This is a genomic window from Bacillus sp. 22190 (assembly GCF_052045575.1).
GTDB lineage: Bacteria > Bacillota > Bacilli > Bacillales > Bacillaceae > Bacillus > Bacillus altitudinis.
Window position 1 is genome coordinate 195,181 of the sequence record NZ_JBQEPF010000004.1, and the last position, 17,800, is coordinate 212,980.

A 17,800-nucleotide genomic window follows, 5' to 3' on the forward strand; every position below is an offset into this window, starting at 1 on the left:
TCATCTTTTTGAATACAATTGACTTTCGTATCTTACATCCTCTAGGCTAGTAAATGAAAATGATAATCTTTATCAATTGGAGGAGTGTTTTATTATGTCCATCAAAACCGTTTCTAAAAATCAGCAATTTTTAGAGCAACAAAGTCAAAGAGAATCTAATGCAAGGTCTTACCCGAGACGGTTCCCATTAGCCATGCAAAAAGCCGAAGGTATGATCGTGACAGATGCAGATGGTAGAGAATTTTATGACTGCCTAGCAGGTGCAGGAACACTTGCCCTTGGTCACAATCACCCGGTTGTTATAGATGCTATTGAACGTATGCTTCATGAAAAAAGACCGTTGCATACGCTGGACATCACTTCAGAGATTAAAGAAGAATTTGTGAATGAGATTTTTTCTCACTTGCCAGAAGAGTTTGCAAAAAGAGCAAAAATTCAATTTTGTGGACCAACTGGTGGTGATGCTATAGAAGCAGCAATTAAATTAGTCAAGACAGCGACGGGAAATCGTTCCATTCTATCATTCCACGGAGCATATCATGGTGCTACGCATGGCACGATGTCATTAAGCGGCAACTTATCGCCAAAAGAAAAAGTACAAGGATTAATGCCAGATGTTCACTTCCTGCCTTATCCATATGAATACCGCTGCCCATTTGGAATCGGCGGTAAAGACTCACATCGCATTTCCAGTTCTTATATTGAGCGTGTATTAAATGATCCTGAGAGTGGAATTCTCCCGCCAGCAGGCATGATCTTTGAAGCGGTGCAAGGGGAGGGCGGCTCCATCCCGGCATCAATTGAATGGATACAAGAAATGAGACGAATCACAAAAGAAAAAGGAATTCCACTTATTATTGATGAGGTTCAATCAGGCATCGGCCGAACTGGTAAGATGTTTGCCTTTGAACATGCTGGTATTGTGCCAGATGTCATTGTGTTATCAAAAGCAATTGGGGGAAGCCTGCCACTATCCGTTGTGATTTATGACAAAGACTTAGATCAATGGAATCCAGGTGCACACATTGGCACGTTTAGAGGAAATCAAATGGCGATGGCAGCTGGAACTGCTACGCTTAAATATATAAAAGAAACCAATCTGCTTGATCATGTAGAAGCGCTTGGTCAGCGTATGCAGGCCAATCTAAAAGACATTCAAAAACAAGTGCCTGCTCTCGGTGATGTGCGAGGAAGAGGATTAATGATTGGTGTTGAAGTTGTGAATCCAGATGAGAAACAGGATGTGGACGGCAGTTATCCAGCAAATCCAGAGCTAGCCAGTCTCATTCAAAAGAATTGTTTTGATAAAGGCTTAATTGTGGAGACAGGAGGCCGTTTTGGAAGTGTGATTCGATTCTTACCGCCTTTGATCATGACAGAAGAACAGCTTGAAAAAGTCATCACGATTTTTAAAGAGGCAGTTTACGATGCAGTCAACTAAACCATCTGTCGATTCATTATTTATTCAACAAAGCCAGCTTGGGAGGGAGTCCTTCCAAGCGGCTCTCTACACATCCATCGACAGTTTACTGGCAGAGTGGCAAACAAGCAGAGGACCGTATAGCGGAATATTGCCTGGGAAATTAGCGACTCATGTCGAATCGTTATTCCAGATACAACCGGCTGGTGAATCCATTGAGTCTGTTTTTCAAGATATAAAAAATCACCTTTTACCGCATTTGGTTGATGTGTCACATCCTAAATGCCTGGCACATTTGCATTGCCCACCTCTTATCCCTGCTCTGGCAGCAGAGGTGATCGTAAGTTCCTTTAACCAATCAATGGATTCCTTTGATCAAAGCGGCATTGCATCTTTGGTTGAGGAGGAAATCCTCAAGTGGTTATGTGAAAAATTTTCTTATGGAGAACGAGCAGATGGGACCTTTACGAGCGGTGGAACCCAATCTAACTACATGGGACTGCTTTTAGCAAGAGATGCATTTTGCGAAAACACATGGCAATGGAATGTACAGCAGAAAGGGTTGCCGAGCGAGGCAAACCGTATGCGGATTCTTTGCTCCAAGAATGCCCACTTCACTGTGAAAAAATCAGCATCTCAGCTAGGTTTAGGTGAACAGGCTGTTGTGTTAGTTGAGACAGACGAACATCACCGAATGGACCTGCATGATTTGCAGAAGAAGCTTATGGAGCTTAAGGAGCAGGATTTGCTTCCATTTGCAGTCGTGGCGACTTGCGGGACAACTGATTTTGGCAGTATTGATCCTGTACGTGACATATATGACATGGTGAAGCCTTTCGGTTTGTGGATTCATGCAGATGCTGCCTATGGAGGAGCGCTTGTATTAAGCAAAACGTTCCGAGGAAAATTAGATGGCATCGAGCTTGCTGATTCGATCACGATCGACTTTCATAAGCAATTTTATCAGCCGATCTCCTGCGGGGCATTTCTACTAAAGGATAAAAGATATTTTGGTTTGATTGATTACCATGCAGATTATCTCAATCCAAAGGAAGATGAACTGGAAGGCATTCTGCATCTCGTGAATAAATCTGTTCAGACGACGCGCCGGTTTGATGCGCTAAAACTCCTTCTCTCTCTGCGTATGATTGGAGAAGAAGGATTTGCAAGTATCATTGACCATACCATCCAATTTGCGAAAGATGTGGCTACGTTGATTGAGAAAAATGAGCATCTTGAGGTGATCAATCCTAATCCAGAAATCAATGCAGTCGTGTTCCGTTTTATAGATGATCATCAAGCAGATGACATCAATAAAATCATTCATCGCACACTTTTCCAAACAGGAACGGCTGTCGTAGCAAAAACAGTAGCCGATGGTCAAACATGCTTAAAATTCACTTTGTTAAATCCGAGAACGACTATTACACATATTGAGGAAATCCTTTCTGACATTGTTGATATCGGGATCGCTCATATTCAATCCGGGAGGGTACTACGTTGAGTCAATATAAACAAATGGCTGAAAATGCAACGATGCAAAGCTTTTTAAACTGTTTTTTACGTGAAACAGGAATTGATCGATCTGCAAAGAAAGAGACAAAAGCAGACGGCTCACTTGTATTTGTAGCAGCATTAGCAAAACAAGATCTTGAGCTTGTCATTCCGATTCGATATTTTTCGCCTATAGGCCGTCATCTCTTTGATTTTCCCGTTCGCTTTCGCCCGCAAGGCAGTGAGCAACAGGGAACGATCATCGATTACACCACACTTGTTGCTTTATGTTCAAAGGAACTTCTCATTGAATATGGCCGCACAGATGCAGAGGATGAGTTCATGCTTCGCATCATTTTAAGCTGCCGGAATATTGAACGATTCATCAGAGAGAGAGAAAGTGATCGAGCAGCTCTTTCTTCAGCTGATTTTGAATATATCGAAGCGGAGCAGTCACTCCTTCTTGGGCATTTAACGCATCCTACACCAAAAAGCAGACAAGGAATGACAGAAGAGGAGGAAGCTATTTATTCTCCTGAGCTGAAAGGCTCTTTCCAGCTTCATTACTTTAAAGCACATCCGTCAATTGTGCTTCAGGATTCTTCAATTTCACAGTCTGCGGCAAGCCTCATGTTTGAGGAGCTCATGCGCCAGATGCCAGAAGAAAAAGAGAGACTGACGACGTTAACAGAAGGCGGTCAATATGTCCTGATTCCGATTCATCCGCTACAAGTCCAAGTGGTCATGGAGAAAGCGTTCGTCAAGCGTTATATAGAGGACGGAATGCTGACGTATTTAGGGCCGCTAGGATCTGAATACACAGCGACATCTTCCTTTAGAACGGTCTATCAAAAAGACTCTGCGTACATGCTTAAATTCTCTGTCCCTGTAAAGATCACAAACTCTTTACGCGTTAACAAACAAAAGGAACTTGATCGCGGAGTTGAGATGTCTCGTATCTTAAAAACAGAATTAGGCGTTTCATTATATGACAAATTCTCTGGATTCCGTGTGATTGAAGATCCTGCGTATCTATCTATTCAAGGGGATGAGGCGGAATCTGGCTTTGAAGTCGTCATTCGTCAAAATCCATTTTTGCATCATGAAAAAGGGGCAAGCTTAATTGCAGGGCTATGTCAGGATCATGCATACGGAGGAAAATCAAGGCTTTCAGGCATTATCCATGAATTAGCAGACGCTGAAGGCAGATCAACAGAAGATGTTAGCCGTGATTGGTTCACACAATATTTATCGATTGCGTTAGAGCCGATGCTTTGGCTGTTTGAAACGTATGGACTTGCCCTTGAAGCCCATCAGCAAAATGCTGTCGTACAGCTAAAGAATGGATATCCGCACACATTCTATTATCGTGACAACCAAGGCTACTATTATAGCGAATCGAAAAAGGATCAGCTTGCGAAGCTTGTTCAAAACTTAAGCGTCAGAAGTGAAACCATTTGTGCAGACGATGTAGCGGTTGAGAGACTGCGTTACTATTTCTTCTTTAATCATTTGTTTGGTCTTGTGAATGGTTTTGGTACAGAGGGGCTTGCAAAAGAAGAAGATTTATTAGCCCTGATTAGAGACACACTGCTTGCGCATGAAGAGACATATGGTGCATCTGAGCTGACGAACAGTCTTCTTCGGTCACAGGAGCTGCCTTCAAAAGCGAACTTACTCACGCGGTTTGAAGATATGGATGAGCTGACGGGTTCTTTAGAAACTCAATCCAGGTACACGTCTGTATTGAATCCGCTCTTTTTACATGAGGAGGCGCTGATTGGATGAGGCATCGAATTGGGTTCATTCGCGCTGAATATGAACGGGACGTCCAGCTTGTCCACAAGTGGATGCAAGAAGAGTATGTCCACCCATTTTGGCATTTGAATATTCCATTTCCTGCTTTTGAAAAGCACTTTTATCAGGCCATTCATGATCCGCATCAAACCCTTTATTTAGGAACCATTGATGGCACGCCGATGAGCTATTTTGAAGCATACAATGTGAAAGGGGATATCATTGAATCGTACTATCAGCCTTCTCCGCATGATCAAGGCATTCACCTGTTAATTGGAGAGCCAGATTATGTAGGGAAAGGATTTGCGGCTCCGCTGCTTCAAGCCATGACAGCATTTCAGTTTGAGCAGAACAAACGAACAGAAAAAATCGTGGCTGAGCCAGATATTCGGAACGAAAAAATGATTCATGTCTTTGAAAAGTGTGGATTCGAACGTGTGAAACCAGTTACTTTACCAGATAAAACAGGTCTTTTGATGTTTTGTCATCGAGATCGATTTGAAAGGAAGTATAACCATGACGCGGTTCAACAAGCAAAATAATGTAGTGGATGTCATTGGGATTGGCATTGGACCATTTAACCTAGGGCTTGCTGCATTATCTGAAGAAGTAGATGAAATTGACGCTTTGTTTTTTGAAAGAAGTGAAGCGTTCCACTGGCATCCAGGTATGCTCATTGAAGGGACAACACTTCAAGTCCCCTTTTTAGCGGATCTTGTCAGTATGGCGGATGTGAAAAGTAAATATAGCTTTCTCAACTATTTGCAGGAACAAAACCGTTTGTATTCATTTTACTTTCTAGAAGACTTCCATATCCCGCGCAAGGAATATAGTCATTATTGCCGCTGGGTCGCGGATCAATTAGATTCTTGCCGATTTGGCATGAATGTCGAATCTGTCTCCATCGTTGAAAAAGCTGGAGAAAAACGATATGAAGTGCATGTCCGTCATGTGAAAGATCAAACGGTAGAGGTGTTTGAAAGTAAGCATCTTGTTTTAGGTATCGGCACACAGCCTGCGGTACCAGTATCTCTTCAGCCAGCTTTAGGGGATCGGGTGTTTCATTCTGCTGATTACTTGAAACGAAAGAAAGAAGGCTGTTTTAAAGGAAAATCCGTGACGGTCATCGGTTCTGGTCAAAGTGCGGCAGAAGTATTCTATGACATTTTATCAGACGATGAGGCGAAGGATATTCATTGGTTTACACGCTCTAAAGGGTTTTTCCCAATGGAATATTCAAATTTGGGTCTTGAGTATTTCTCTCCAGACTATATTGATTTCTTTTATGAGCTTCCTCAGCCTAAAAAAGATGCGCTATTAAAGCAGCAAGATTTGCTGTATAAAGGCATCAGCTCAGCGATGATCCGAGATATTTATCACTTGCTTTATGAACGTTCTGCTTGCGGAGAGCAGCTGAACACCGTGCTGCAGGCGATGACGGAAGTCAATTTGATTGAGGAAACGAGGGACGGCTTATCGCTTTCATGCAATCAATGGGTCAAAGAGGAATCCTTTACGCATGAGACAGACATTGTCGTCTTGGCAACGGGCTATCAATCTGTATTACCACCATTTATTGATCCGATTTCCCATCATATTCAGTGGGATCATCAAGGACGCTTCCAGGTTGAACGTGAATATCGATTGAAAACAAACACATTAGGTGAGAATGATATTTTTGTACAAAATGCAGAGCTTCATACACATGGAGTAGGCGCACCAGATTTAGGGCTAGGGGCGTACCGAAACAGTGTCATTATCAATGAACTGGCTCGTCGACCTGTGTATCCACTTTATCAAAAGCATGTTTTCCAGACATTCGGTACACATAAACACGCAAATACATTTGAAGAAATCAAAGGGTAAGGAGGATGAACCGATGAGTGTACAAGATGAATTGAAAAAAGCGGTCAATCCTGCTGCTTGGAAAAAAGCAAACCAGCGAATGGTGGCAAAAATGCTGTCCGAATATATGTATGAGGATATGCTGCATCCCGTTCAGCTAAATCATCAGGATGGCATCGCCCAATATGAATTAATCATTCACGATCAGAAGAAATATCGTTATCTCGCAAAACCTCGTTTGTTTGATAGTTTTGATACGATTGCTGAATCGATCGAGTGCTGTCAAGACGGAACATGGACAAAGGATGTTAGTGCCATTGTGTTTTTACTAGACATTCAGCCAATCATCCCAATGTCTTCTGAAACAACTGGTCATCTGATCAAAGAGCTTCACCATACCTTGTTAGCGGATGTTCATTTGCTGTCGAAAAAAGCACTTCGTGCAGATGAGCTAACAGATACAGATTATGCATGGATTGAGGGCGAGATGACTGGTCATCCGTGGATCGTCTATAACAAAGGGCGTATTGGATTCAGCTACGATGATTACTTAGCCTATGCACCTGAAAGGCAGGAATGTGTGCAGCTGTCTTGGATTGCTGTTCACCGAGAACTTGCGACTTTCCATGCGGTCGATCATGAGAACTATGAGCACATCATTGCCAAAGAATTAGACGAAGTCACGATTCGTCAATTCCAACGTGTGTTAAAGGATGAAGGGCTGAATGCGGCTGATTATTATATGATGCCTGTTCATAAATGGCAGTGGACGCATATGATCATCCAGCATTTCCCTGAAGATTTAGCCATGCGCCGTATTGTGTATTTAGGAGAAGGGCTGGATCAATATATTCCACAGCAATCGATCAGAACCTTTACAAACATCTCAAATAAAGGCAAGCATCATATTAAACTGCCAATGAGTATTTTAAATACGCTAGTGTACCGGGGGCTCCCATCAGAACGTACGGTGATTGCTCCTCGTATTACAGCACATATTAAAGGAATCGCCGATCAAGACGCCTATTTATCCGATGTATGCCGCGTGATTTTACCGGGTGAGAATGCGAGTATCAATGTTGATCATCCTTATTACAGCAAGCTACCTGGTGCGCCATATCAATACCTTGAAATGCTTGGAGTCATTTTTAGAGAAAGCATTTATACGTATTTAGATGAAGGGGAGAGCCCTGTTACGTTGGCGGCACTGACGTATGAAGATCATGAAGGCGAGCCTTATCTGAAGCAGCTCATTGAGAAATCGGGTCTGTCAGCAAAAGAATGGATGGCGTCATTCTTCCACGTTGTCATGCCGCCGCTTCTGCACTTTATGTATCAATATGGCACGGTGTTTTCACCGCACGGACAAAATACAATTCTTGTATTAAAAGATCACAAGCCGCATCGTTTGGCGATCAAAGATTTTGTTGATGATGTGAACATTAGTGATCAACCGCTGCCTGAATTGGCTTCATTAGAAGAAGATCTAAAGGAAGTGCTGCGTAGTGAGCCGCCTGAGGGTCTTGTACAATTTATTTTTACGGGTCTGTTTATTTGCAATCTTCGTTACGTGTCAAACGTGTTAGACAATCACAATCTGTTAGATGAAACGACGCTTTGGCGCTTGCTTGCAGAAGAAATTCAGCAGTATCAAAAGCAATTTCCACAGCTAAAAGATCGTTTTGCTTTATTTGATCTATTCCAGCCTCAGCTGACAAAGCTTTGCTTAAACCGTAATCGCATGATTGATTACGGCTATGGAGACGGAGATGACCGGCCGCATGCATCAGAGCATGGCAAGGTCACAAATGCACTCGCTCAAGTCCTCTCATCCGTAGGCGAAAAGTAAATAAGAAAAGCTGTAGACAACATCTGTCTACAGCTTTTTGATTTTTTATGAAAATGCTTGTGAGGCCAGGAAATAGAGAAGCGCCGGATCGTTCTGCTTTTCGTTCCCGCGAATCATCATAAAATGTGCGACGTTTGTTTTCGTAAATCCTGCTTCTACAAGTGATGCATGCAGGCGTTCAGCTGTTTCTTCCTGCATATCTATACGAAAGGCGCCAGAATAAGACGTGAGAAGTGATTGAATGAGTGATAGCGCCGTTTGTTCATCGTTTGCTGCAAGCGGGCCAATCATCAGATTAGCTGGTGTTTCCACACCAAACGCGAAGCCGGTGATTTCGTGGTGTTCATCCTTTGCGATCAGTTTAAATGCTGCTCGCTCCATTCGCTTTATTAAGAAGTTTGATCGATTGGTCCCTGCGCCTTTTTCATCCAGCCTTTCAATAGACGGGAGGTGCGTTTCATCAGCGGGAAAAAGATGAATCTGATGTGACGGGTGAAGCGCACTAGGATTTGTTTTTTGTGCTTTGTATGTATGAATATAACCGGCTGTCTGAAAGCCGATTTTTTCATAAACTGGCTGTCCTTGTACAGTAGCCGTTAAAACGACAGGGACACTTGGATCACTATGACGAAGCAGTGTGTCAATCATTTGACGGGCAAGACCGAGGCCTCGATGTGTCTCAGATACAATGACCGCTCCAATTGATGCCACACTGTCATACTGAAAAAGTCCAGCGCATGAAATGACTTGTCCGTCAGTTGTTGTAAAACCGGTAAAGTGTCCATTTGTTAAAAGAGATGTGAGCTCTTCCGCATTGTAATCAGGCCAATCGACCTCTTTTGACAATGCGACAAGGTCTGGTATGTCATCAAGGGTTAAAGATCGTTGAATAACGTTTGGCAATACACGCAACTCCTTCTTAGCTGATTTCTCTCTATGTATCGTACCATAAGAACGCATAAGAAAAAGGAAAAGGGGATACCTTTTCCTTTTGTCTAGTTTAATAATTGAGGTCACGGTTGTATTCATATTCAAAGGTGAGCTGTAAGTTCTTAATTGAGACAACGCCTACTTTGATTAACCGTCCACCGATCAATTGAGGAACCTCGGTTGCATTAAAAGAAACAAAAAAGCGGTCTTTTGCTGGCACTTGACTTGTTTTATAAGAAGAGATGTCAACTTTTTGACCGTTCCAAGGTACGTTCACTGTTCCGCCTTTTAAGGAAGAGACGGTGAATACATAATTATATGCATTTGTACTACCTTTTTCAGCTTCTAATGACAGGCCAGTGACAACGGCATCCTGCGGCAAGCTGCTTAAATCAAAAGAAGAATTGGGAGATCCGGCTTCATTGAAACTATTCAATGTGGCAGGTGATCCATATCGTTTGGTTGTGCCTTTTTCAATACTTTTATCAAAGACAATACGATACATGTTGTCCTCTTCATTTAATAATTGCTTTGGTTTGACGGCTAAATAGTAGTCAGTACTGGCGGCAATTTTCGGCATATGGATGATTTCATTTTGGTTGTTTGTTCGCACAGAGGAAGACACGAGTGACCCGCTCTGATTGTAAAGATAAAGATCGAAATCATTTCCAGCTTTCACATTGACGAGTTTGATAGAAAAGCGGCCATCTGCTCCATCAAATTTAGAGCTGGTGAACCGGTAAAAATCAATGTCATTCATAGAAGAGATACTGCCTTCGTGATATAAATAGGTCTTGTTTAGATGAAGAGAGTGCTGTAAGAATTGAGCTTTGTCCATCGTATCATTGTTTGCATAATCACTGTCTGGATGCAGATGCTCCAATTCTTCTGTATAATATTTGGTTTGTTTAGTAGACGTTTCACTTGCTTGAGCAGGTGATTGGAAAAGAGGGCTAGCGATAAAGAGGCCTGTAAGCAATAAAACCCCGATCTTCTTTTTGAACATGACAAACATCTCCTTTTAAGTAAATGACTTTCATTTATAATATCGGTAAATAAACTTAATTTTTCATATTTATTCCATTTTTATTTATAAAAAGAACCTCCAATTCAGGAGGTTTTTTTAGTGAACGTTAAAATATCGAGCTTCAGGATGAGAAACGACAATGGCTGAAACGGATGCTTCAGGCTCCATCATAAACCCTTCTGTGAGATGAATCCCGATTTTTTCTGGCTGCAGCAGGTGGAATAGTTTTTCTTGGTCTTCTAGATTAGGGCACGCTGGATAACCAAAGGAATAGCGCTGACCTTGATATTTGGCTTGGAATCGTTTCTCCATCGTGAAATCGACTGGGTCTGGGAATCCCCATTTATCACGAATTACTTGGTGCGTTCGTTCAGCCAATCCTTCTGCAAGCTCAAGTGCTAAAGCTTGGACAGCATGCATTTTCAAATAGTCACCCTCTTGTTTAAATTGCTGCGCAACTTCTCGTATGCGGGCACCAGCCGTCACTGCAAATAAGGCGATATAATCTTTCTCGTTCTCTCCGGTTTTCCGCACATAATCAGAAATAGACCGGTACGGAAGTTTTTCCTGTCTTGGAAATTGGAATGTCTCAATGACGCGGTCAGGCGCTTCTGGATCATAGATATGCAGGTCATTCCCATTTGAATTGGCAGGGAAGAATTGATAGACGAATGCAGGTGCAAACCAGTTTTTCTCTCTGCCTTCTTGAAGAAGATCTGTGATCAGTTGTTTTAACTCCAATGCTTTTGGATGCTGTTCAGCCAAGAGCTTTTTGACCTTTCCTTTTAAACCGAGATGATGGCCGATCAGCATTTGCTCATTGACATAGGGCATTATGTGGTGCAAATCAATATCCCGTACATAATGGCGTTTCGTATTTTCTGGCGTGAATATCGCTGCCTCCGGAAGTGTCGCGCGTTTTTCTAGTAATTCAATCACAGCTTTTGGCTGCGTTGTTTCTTTTTCCTTATGGAGCGTTTCTTGATCCTCTAAGGGTTTTGTTTGAAATTGAAGAGGGTTCGTTCTTAATTCATTCGCTAAAGACAGACCGTCCATTGCATCTTTGGCGTAAAGGACGGGGCCATCATATTGAGGCGAAATTTTCATCTTCGTAAACTTCCGTGAAAGCGCCGCGCCGCCCACCAAAATGGGAACAGAGATGTTTGCTTTTTGTAAATCTTGAGCGGTCAAGACCATTTGCTGTGCTGATTTGACAAGTAAACCTGATAGTCCAATCATATCTGGCTTTTCTTTTTGCACCGCTTCAATCAATGTTTGTGGGGTTACTTTGATTCCGAGATCGACGACGTGAAAGCCATTATTGCTCAAAATGATGTCGACCAGGTTTTTCCCTATATCATGGACATCTCCTTTGACGGTGGCGAGGAGAATCTTCCCTTTGCCGCTTGCGTCCTTTTTCTCCATAAATTGCTCAAGGTATGAAACAGATGCTTTCATGACCTCAGCGGATTGGAGGACTTCAGCTACAATCAATTCGTTTTGATTAAAAAGCCGCCCAACCTCTGACATTCCCTGCATTAATGGTCCATTGATGATATGAAGAGGTGATTCAAATTTCTCCAAAGCAAGGGCAAGGTCATCAATCAGGCCTTCTTTCGTCCCTTCGACGACATAGAGTGCCAGTCTTTCATCAAGCGATAAGGAGATCTTTGGTTTTTTCTCTGTTTTCTTTTTCCCGCGATAAAATTGTGTGAACTCAGCAAGGGTTTGATCATTTGTTTCATAAAGTAAAGTTTCAGCCAGCTTGATTTCTTCCTTTGGAATTGAAGCGAAGCGTTCAAGCTTTTCAGTATTCACGATCGCATAATCAAGCCCTGCTTTGACGCAGTGATACAAATAAACGGCATTCAATATTTCTCTACCAACTGGCGGGAGTCCGAAAGACACGTTACTAATGCCTAAAATGGTGAGACATTCAGGCAGTACTGCTTTGATTCGCTCAATGCCTTTAATCGTCTCTTCAGCAGCACCAATATACTGTTCGTCTCCAGTACCTACTGGAAAGACAAGCGGGTCAAAAATGATATCACTCGCAGGGATTCCATATTTTTTCGTGAGCAGGTCATGGGATCTTACGGCAATTTCAAGTTTTCGATCTGCTGTGACGGCCATCCCTGTTTCATCGATTGTTCCAACAACAAGTGCGCCGCCATATAGCTTGACAAGCGGAAGAATCTCTTCAAAGCGCTCTTCTCCATCCTCTAAATTAATAGAATTAATAATGGCTTTTCCTTGAGAATACATGAGTGCTTTTTCGATGACATGTTTATCGGTTGAATCAATGACAAAAGGAGCTTTCACTTTTTTCATGGCTTCTTTTAAAAAGCCTTCCATGTCTGCTATCTCATCACGATCAGGGTCTGCTAAACACACATCAATGACGTGAGCGCCATTTTTCACTTGAGCACGGGCAATTTCTGCTGCCTCTTCAAACTTTTGTTCTGCGATGAGCCGTTTGAATTTGCGTGAACCAATGACATTTGTGCGCTCACCAACAAAGAGGGGGCGCATCGCTTCTTCATAAATGAGGGGCTCGATTCCTGATACGGTATGCGGTGATGACTCATGCGACATGCTGCGGGGCTGAAGCGGACGTACTTCATCTGATAATGCCTTAATATGTGCAGGCGTTGTACCGCAGCAGCCGCCAACGATATTTAACCAGCCTTCTTTTGCAAAAGCGGCGATTTTTTTAGCAAGCGAAGCAGGGGATTCGTGATATTGTCCTTCTTCATCAGGGAGACCAGCGTTTGGATAGCAGCTGACAGCCGACTTTGAGATGGAGGAAAGTGTACGGATATGGTCTGTCATAAATTCTGGACCAGTTGCACAGTTTAGTCCGACGCTGATTGGTTTCATATGCTCAAGTGAGATATAAAAGGCTTCAATATCTTGACCGGCAAGGGTGGTGCCCATTGGTTCGATCGTCCCTGACACCATCAGTGGTAGCTCAATACCGGTTGCGTGAAAGGCTTCTTGAATGCCTTTAAATCCAGCTTTGACATTCAGCATGTCTTGACTCGTTTCTAAAAGAAGAGCATCACATTTCCCATCAATCAGGGCGCGGGCTTGTTCTTCATAATTTGCAACGAGCTCTTCAAACGTTGTGCCGCCTGTCACGGATAATGTTTTTGTAGTGGGCCCCATTGCGCCTACTACAAAGCGGGGCCAGTCTGGCGTCGACAAACGGTCTGCTTCACGCTTTGCCAGCTGAGCTGCTTTTACGTTCAATTCATAGGCGAGATGGCCAAGTCCATATTCATCGAGAACGAGCTTCGTCGCACCGAATGTATTTGTTTCAATGAGGTCAGCACTTGCCTCTAGGTATTGCCGGTGAATCGTGGAGATAATGTGAGGGGCTGTGACGTTCAAATATTCGTTACAGCCCTCATACTCTTCTCCGCCGAAATCCTCTGCTGTGAGATCGGCGTTTTGAATCATTGTGCCCATTGCACCGTCAAGGACGAGGATGCGTTTTTTGAGCTGTTCAGTGATAGTTGGCATGGATGTTTGGCTCCTTTTCTTTCTGATGGATGTAAGTTGTCAGTTCTGCTGTTAAATCTGATCGAAGGAAAGGGGTAATTAAATAGATACCATTAAACAATTCGCAAGCTGTATCTAATAAAGAGCGGGCAATCGCTAACCCTTCTGTCCGCTGCTTTTCTTTATTTTCGCCTGCCTTGGCCATAATCTCACGAATCGAGTCAGACAATTTAATGCCGGGAATTTCATGATGAATAAACTCTGCGTTTCGGCTGCTTGTTAGCGGCATAATACCGATGTAAATCGGTTTATCCAAATGTCGGCTTTCTTCATGAATCTTCACAAGCTGTTCCTCAGAGTATACAGGTTGTGAAATAAAATAATCGGCACCGTATTCGATTTTCTTCTCGAGGCGTTTGACTGCTTTATCAATATGACGGACATTTGGATTAAACGCGCCAGCCACTGAAAAATTAGTCTTTTTCCCGAGCGGCTTCCCGGAGAAAGATAGTCCCTCGTTAAATTGTTTGATCAGACGGATCAAATCAAAGGAGGTTAAATCATACACAGATGTCGCACCTGGGAAGTCTCCAATTTTAGACGGATCGCCTGTGATGGCTAAAATATCGGTTAGTCCAAGTGTGTCCAGCCCCATTAAGTGGGATTGGAGTCCAATCAAATTGCGATCACGACATGTGATATGGACAAGTGAACGCATATCAAGCTGCTGTTTTAATAAAGCGCCGCATGCCACATTGCTAATACGCGGGGTAGCTAGAGAGTTATCGGCCAGCGTGAGGGCATCAATGCCAGCACTTTTTAATTCGTTCGCTGCGACAAGGAATTTTTCAAAGTTCAGCTTCTTCGGCGGGTCCAGCTCGACGATAATCGAACGTTTTTTCACAGCCAGCTCGTCAAGACCTGGTTCTGTCCGTTGATCTTGGATGGAAATGATTTCTTCTTTTAATACTTTCACTTCTTTTTCGGTGATAGGTGCTAAATCTTTGACCGCCTCTGCCATGGCGCTTATATGCTGAGGGGTTGTTCCGCAGCAGCCTCCAATGATTCGTGCGCCCTGATTTCTAAACTCAAGTGCACTTTTTCGGAAATAATCATTATCTGTATCATAGACGAGTCTGCCTTCTTCAAGGGAGGGAAGACTGCTGTTTGGATAGACAGATAAATGCGAATTTTGCAAAAGTGGAACGCCTTCAAGTGCCTGAATCATATGATAAGGGCCCAGCCGGCAGTTAATGCCGACAACATCAGCGCCAAGTGAGGATAATTCAGATAAACCGTCTTTTAGCGGTGTACCGTCCTGCAATACACCTTGCTCATGCATGGAGACGTTCATGACAATCGGAAGCGCTGTTTCTTTGCGCGCTATCTCAAGCACGGCCTTTGCTTCTTCAATATCGTAATACGTTTCAAGCAGTAATCCATCAGGCTCTTCATTTAAAAGGATATAGAGCTGTTCTCTAAAGCTCCGTTTAATCTCGTCTAAAGAGTAGGCATTTTTGTTAAATGTTCGAATACCGCCGATCGTTCCAAGGACATAAGCTGAGCCAGCGGCAGCTTTGGCAATTTGTACAGCTTTTGTGTTAATGCGTTTTGTTTCTTCCTCTAAGCCGTAGCGGGATAGTTTAATATAATTCGCACCGTATGTGTTCGTTTGAATAATGTCCGCTCCAGCTTGCACATATGCTTCGTGCACTCTTTTGACTTCATCTTCTTTTGATAAATTTAATTCTTCAAAGCAACGGTCAATGCCATAAGAGTATAAAAGTGTTCCCATTGCTCCATCAGCAATCAGTACGCGATTTTGTAAGTCTTGTAATAGGCCCATTGGTTTCCTCCTTATTTCTATGTAACAAAAAAAGCCTTCTGATAAGAAGAAGACTTTTTGGCTGTATGGAAATTCTTCTTCTTATCTTCCAAGCAGTTGCTTGCTGGATTTAGCACCTTGGTCATAGAAAATAGATTTCTACTACACCGGTTGCTGAGGCTTCACAGGGCCAGTCCCTCTGCCTCTCTTGATAAGAAAGCGATATGAACATGTCAATGAATTGAACTTCCATCAACTGTATCGAAAAAATCGGAAATAATCAATGGAAAATTTGAAATTTATCGAAAATTTATAAATTGGACGTCAATCGGTAAATCTGCCTTGCGCATGAGCGCAATCACTTCTTGTAAATCATCTTTATTTTTTCCTGTCACACGCACTTGGTCATCTTGAAATTGCGACTTTACTTTTATACCAGATTGTTTGATCAAGGCATTGATCTTTTTGGCATTGTCCTTATCAATCCCGCTAATCAGCTTTGCACGCTGGCGAACGGTTCCACCTAGGGCATGTTCTGTTTTTCCGTAGTCAATGTTTTTAGTCGGTACGTTTCGTTTAATCAGTTTTGTCACAAGGACATCCTTTAGCTGCTCCAGCTTGAAGTCATCATCAGAAATGAGAACGAGTTCTTCTTTTTCTAGTGAAATATCACTTTTACTTCCTTTAAAATCATAACGGTTTTTAATTTCTTTCAGTGCTGCTTGAAAGGCGTTTTGCACCTCTGGCAGCTCCACCTTCGATACAATATCAAATGAACTTTCTTTTGCCATCACATATGACCTCCAACTATAGATATTGCGTCTATTTTATCATGCCAATAGGGGAAGAAGAAACTTTATCGAAGAGAGTTCAGATGCATGCGGTATAATTCAAGTGCAGTTTGTCCACTTTAGCTAACAGAACTAGAGATGTTCATGATGACAGAAGTATAGTAGAATAAAGTGAATCAAAAGATGAACGAACGCTCTTTTAAGGGCAGATAGGAAGGAAGAGAACATGAGACCAGGTGAGCAACTGACCTTGCAAATAGATAACGAGATGGAATACGGCTACTTTTTAACAGATGGAGAAGATTCTGTCCTCCTACATCGCAGTGAGATGACAGAGGATATTGGAGATCGTGATGAAGTAGAGGTCTACTTATATGTAGATCATGAGGAAAGACTGGCAGCGACGATGAAAATTCCTAAAATCAATGCACATACATACGACTGGGTAGAAGTCGTAGACGTTGTAGAAGATATGGGTGCTTTTGTCGATATAGGTTTGTCAAAGGATGCACTTGTTGCAACTGAACACCTCCCGCCTTTTGAGGAAGCGTGGCCGAAAAAAGGCGACAAACTATACTGTATGCTCAAAGTGACAAGTTACGGGAGAATGTTCGCAAAACCAGCCACTGAAGATGTGATCAGTGAATTATTTACTGAAGCGCCAGAAACGTTAATGAACAAAGAAATTACTGGAACAATCTATCGCTTAATTGCGACAGGTTCTTTTATGCTGACAGATACAGGCGTGCGTGGATTTATCCACCGCACGGAACGAAAGGAAGAGCCTAGACTAGGATCGACCGTGACAGGACGCGTCATTGCAGTGAAAGAGGACGGAACTGTAAACGTTTCTCTGCTTCCTAGAAAACAGGATGCATTATCTGTCGATGCAGAAGAAATCTTAACTTACATGAGAACGAGAAACGGTGCAATGCCTTACGGGGATAAAAGTGATCCAGAAGATATCCGGGAAAGATTTCAAATGAGCAAAGCAGCCTTCAAACGAGCATTAGGTCATCTGATGAAAAATGATCTTGTTTACCAAAAAGAAGGGTGGACATACGAGAAAAAGTGAGCATTTGCTCACTTTCAGCGTGTAGACAAACCCTCGCATTCTTTGTCAGTCCTGCGCGCTGGTACTCACGAATGTCAAATTCGCTCCGTAAAAGTAGCTGTACTTCCTAGACTGCAAAGGTTTTCTATCACGCTGAAAAGAAGACAAAGGGCTAAAATCAAGTTCATTTTAGCCCTTTGTCAACAATCTGAAGTGAGCATTTGCTCACTTTTTTTATTTTTGTCATAAATAATGGTTTTTTTC

General features: G+C 42.6%; 12 protein-coding genes and 1 riboswitch. Of the genes, 7 read left to right on the top strand and 5 right to left on the bottom strand.

Annotated features, from left to right (window positions below):
* Positions 1 to 94 precede the first annotated feature (94 nt).
* Genes ACTJKA_RS07510 through ACTJKA_RS07535 form a run of 6 tightly spaced genes read left to right on the top strand, consistent with a single transcriptional unit; the run spans position 95 to position 8,405 of the window.
* The gene (locus ACTJKA_RS07510; RefSeq protein ID WP_017360200.1) at positions 95 to 1,441 is read left to right on the top strand and encodes an aspartate aminotransferase family protein; all 1,347 of its coding nucleotides are present in this window, start codon (positions 95 to 97) and stop codon (positions 1,439 to 1,441) included.
* Positions 1,428 to 2,924, top strand: a complete 1,497-nt coding sequence (locus ACTJKA_RS07515) for a pyridoxal phosphate-dependent decarboxylase family protein (protein WP_440607668.1) — start codon at positions 1,428 to 1,430, stop codon at positions 2,922 to 2,924. Before ACTJKA_RS07510 ends, ACTJKA_RS07515 begins: the two co-directional genes overlap by 14 nt.
* Complete coding sequence (locus ACTJKA_RS07520; RefSeq protein WP_440607669.1) at positions 2,921 to 4,702, top strand: IucA/IucC family protein; 1,782 nt, start codon at positions 2,921 to 2,923, stop codon at positions 4,700 to 4,702. The genes ACTJKA_RS07515 and ACTJKA_RS07520 overlap by 4 nt, the downstream gene beginning before the upstream one ends.
* Complete coding sequence (locus ACTJKA_RS07525; RefSeq protein ID WP_008348567.1) at positions 4,699 to 5,253, top strand: GNAT family N-acetyltransferase; 555 nt, start codon at positions 4,699 to 4,701, stop codon at positions 5,251 to 5,253. Before ACTJKA_RS07520 ends, ACTJKA_RS07525 begins: the two co-directional genes overlap by 4 nt.
* The gene (locus ACTJKA_RS07530) at positions 5,228 to 6,577 is read left to right on the top strand and encodes a lysine N(6)-hydroxylase/L-ornithine N(5)-oxygenase family protein (protein WP_047945522.1); all 1,350 of its coding nucleotides are present in this window, start codon (positions 5,228 to 5,230) and stop codon (positions 6,575 to 6,577) included. Before ACTJKA_RS07525 ends, ACTJKA_RS07530 begins: the two co-directional genes overlap by 26 nt.
* Positions 6,578 to 6,590: 13 nt before the next feature.
* On the top strand, positions 6,591 to 8,405 hold the full coding sequence (locus ACTJKA_RS07535; protein WP_440607670.1) for an IucA/IucC family protein: 1,815 nt from the start codon (positions 6,591 to 6,593) through the stop codon (positions 8,403 to 8,405).
* A gap of 45 nt (positions 8,406 to 8,450) precedes the next feature.
* Here the strand turns inward: ACTJKA_RS07535 and ACTJKA_RS07540 are convergent, their stop codons facing one another.
* The 5 genes from ACTJKA_RS07540 to ACTJKA_RS07560 all read right to left on the bottom strand — a co-directional run bounded on the left by ACTJKA_RS07540 (position 8,451) and on the right by ACTJKA_RS07560 (position 16,482).
* Positions 8,451 to 9,308, bottom strand: a complete 858-nt coding sequence (locus tag ACTJKA_RS07540; protein ID WP_348936634.1) for a GNAT family N-acetyltransferase — start codon at positions 9,306 to 9,308, stop codon at positions 8,451 to 8,453.
* Between the two features lie 97 nt (positions 9,309 to 9,405).
* A complete protein-coding gene (locus ACTJKA_RS07545) occupies positions 9,406 to 10,341 on the bottom strand; it encodes an anti protein (RefSeq protein WP_345912204.1) in 936 nt (311 codons plus the stop codon).
* A 117-nt stretch (positions 10,342 to 10,458) separates the two neighbouring features.
* Entirely contained in the window at positions 10,459 to 13,887 is a 3,429-nt protein-coding gene (metH, locus tag ACTJKA_RS07550) for a methionine synthase (protein WP_250026582.1), read from the bottom strand.
* Entirely contained in the window at positions 13,871 to 15,712 is a 1,842-nt protein-coding gene (locus tag ACTJKA_RS07555; protein ID WP_050827137.1) for a bifunctional homocysteine S-methyltransferase/methylenetetrahydrofolate reductase, read from the bottom strand. The genes metH and ACTJKA_RS07555 overlap by 17 nt, the downstream gene beginning before the upstream one ends.
* A gap of 78 nt (positions 15,713 to 15,790) precedes the next feature.
* A riboswitch (SAM riboswitch) is annotated at positions 15,791 to 15,909 on the bottom strand.
* 81 nt (positions 15,910 to 15,990) lie between these two features.
* Entirely contained in the window at positions 15,991 to 16,482 is a 492-nt protein-coding gene (locus tag ACTJKA_RS07560) for a YajQ family cyclic di-GMP-binding protein (RefSeq protein ID WP_345912205.1), read from the bottom strand.
* Between the two features lie 226 nt (positions 16,483 to 16,708).
* Here ACTJKA_RS07560 and ACTJKA_RS07565 point away from each other — a divergent pair, with 226 nt between their 5' ends.
* Positions 16,709 to 17,557 carry a CvfB family protein gene (locus ACTJKA_RS07565; protein ID WP_017360190.1) on the top strand — a complete coding sequence of 283 codons (849 nt, stop codon included), beginning with the start codon at positions 16,709 to 16,711 and terminating at the stop codon, positions 17,555 to 17,557.
* Positions 17,558 to 17,800: the final 243 nt, after the last annotated feature.

Coding starts and splice junctions, on each gene's coding strand:
- ACTJKA_RS07515 (WP_440607668.1), top strand. CDS start 1,428: ATGCAGTCAACTAAACCATCTGTCGATTCATTATTTATTCAACAAAGC.
- ACTJKA_RS07530 (WP_047945522.1), top strand. CDS start 5,228: ATGACGCGGTTCAACAAGCAAAATAATGTAGTGGATGTCATTGGGATT.
- ACTJKA_RS07525 (WP_008348567.1), top strand. CDS start 4,699: ATGAGGCATCGAATTGGGTTCATTCGCGCTGAATATGAACGGGACGTC.
- ACTJKA_RS07510 (WP_017360200.1), top strand. CDS start 95: ATGTCCATCAAAACCGTTTCTAAAAATCAGCAATTTTTAGAGCAACAA.
- ACTJKA_RS07535 (WP_440607670.1), top strand. CDS start 6,591: ATGAGTGTACAAGATGAATTGAAAAAAGCGGTCAATCCTGCTGCTTGG.
- ACTJKA_RS07565 (WP_017360190.1), top strand. CDS start 16,709: ATGAGACCAGGTGAGCAACTGACCTTGCAAATAGATAACGAGATGGAA.
- ACTJKA_RS07560 (WP_345912205.1), bottom strand. CDS start 16,482: ATGGCAAAAGAAAGTTCATTTGATATTGTATCGAAGGTGGAGCTGCCA.
- metH (WP_250026582.1), bottom strand. CDS start 13,887: ATGCCAACTATCACTGAACAGCTCAAAAAACGCATCCTCGTCCTTGAC.
- ACTJKA_RS07545 (WP_345912204.1), bottom strand. CDS start 10,341: ATGTTCAAAAAGAAGATCGGGGTTTTATTGCTTACAGGCCTCTTTATC.
- ACTJKA_RS07555 (WP_050827137.1), bottom strand. CDS start 15,712: ATGGGCCTATTACAAGACTTACAAAATCGCGTACTGATTGCTGATGGA.